Annotated in this window: 1 protein-coding gene; it reads left to right on the top strand. The window is 67.7% G+C overall.

Going from position 1 to position 1,083, the window contains the following annotated elements; genetic code table 11:
• The first annotated feature begins 105 nt into the window (after nt 1-105).
• A complete protein-coding gene (locus tag ABTZ94_RS37675; RefSeq protein WP_351207994.1) occupies nt 106-1,074 on the top strand; it encodes an IS481 family transposase in 969 nt (322 codons plus the stop codon).
• Nucleotides 1,075-1,083 lie beyond the last annotated feature (9 nt).

Below are 1,083 nucleotides of genomic sequence, written 5' to 3'. Positions count from 1 at the left end.
TGTACTCGGCCGACACGTTGGTGACACACATCCGTCGGTAGTTGATCAAGGGAGGACCTCCGGGCGTAGTGGAGATTGGCGTCTTCACTCACCTCGGAGGTCCTGGTGGCCCACGCTAATGCCCGGCTTACCTTTCACGGCAGATGCCTGCTGGTGCGTCGTGTTGTGCTCGACCGGCGTCCGGTCGCTCACGTCGCAAAGGAGCTCGGTGTCTCCCGTCAGTGCGCTCACCGCTGGGTGAACCGCTACCGCGCCGAGGGCTGGTCCGGGCTGCACGACCGCAGCAGCAGCCCGCACCGCCGTCCCACCCGCACACCCGCGGCCGTTGAGCGCCGCGTGCTCAAGGCCCGCCGCACCCTGCGAAGCGGACCGGACGCCCTGGCCGAACACACCGGTGTCCCCGCTCGGACCATCAGCCGGATCCTCAACCGTCACCAGGTGCCGCGACTGGCCGAATGCGACCAGCTGACCGGTCAGGTCATCCGTGCCACCAGGGCCAGCAGCCGACGCTACGAACACGCCCGGCCCGGCGACATGATCCATGTGGACGTCAAGAAGCTCGGCAAGATCCCTGCCGGCGGCGGCCATCGCGCCCACGGCCGCGGTGAACGACCCGGATCCCTCCGGGGCCTGGGCTACGACTACATCCACGCCGCCGTCGACGACCACTCCCGCCTCGCCTACGCCGAGATCCTCCCCGACGAGAAGGGCACCACCTGCGCAGGCTTCCTGATCCGTACGGCCGCGTTCTTCCGCGCCCACGGCATCACCCGCATCGAGCGGGTGATGACCGACAACGCCAAGAACTACCGGCTCTCGCACGACTTCCAGGCCGCCTGCCAAGCGCTCGGCGCACGGCAGAAGTTCACCCGCCCGCGCTGCCCGTGGACCAACGGAAAGGTCGAACGCTTCAATCGCACCCTGCAGACCGAATGGGCCTACCGGAAGGTCTACACCAGCAACACCCAACGCACCCGAGCACTCGCGCCCTGGCTCGACTTCTACAACACTGGACGCCGACACACCGCGCTCGGCGGCCAGCCACCGATCAGCCGACTGTCACGAACGTCATGACCGAGTACA

Origin of the sequence: Streptomyces sp. NPDC002785, assembly GCF_040295565.1 — a bacterium.
Taxonomy (GTDB): Bacteria; Actinomycetota; Actinomycetes; order Streptomycetales; family Streptomycetaceae; genus Streptomyces.
Note: the sequence above shows the minus strand (reverse complement) of the source record. Positions and strands in the feature narration are given on the sequence as shown.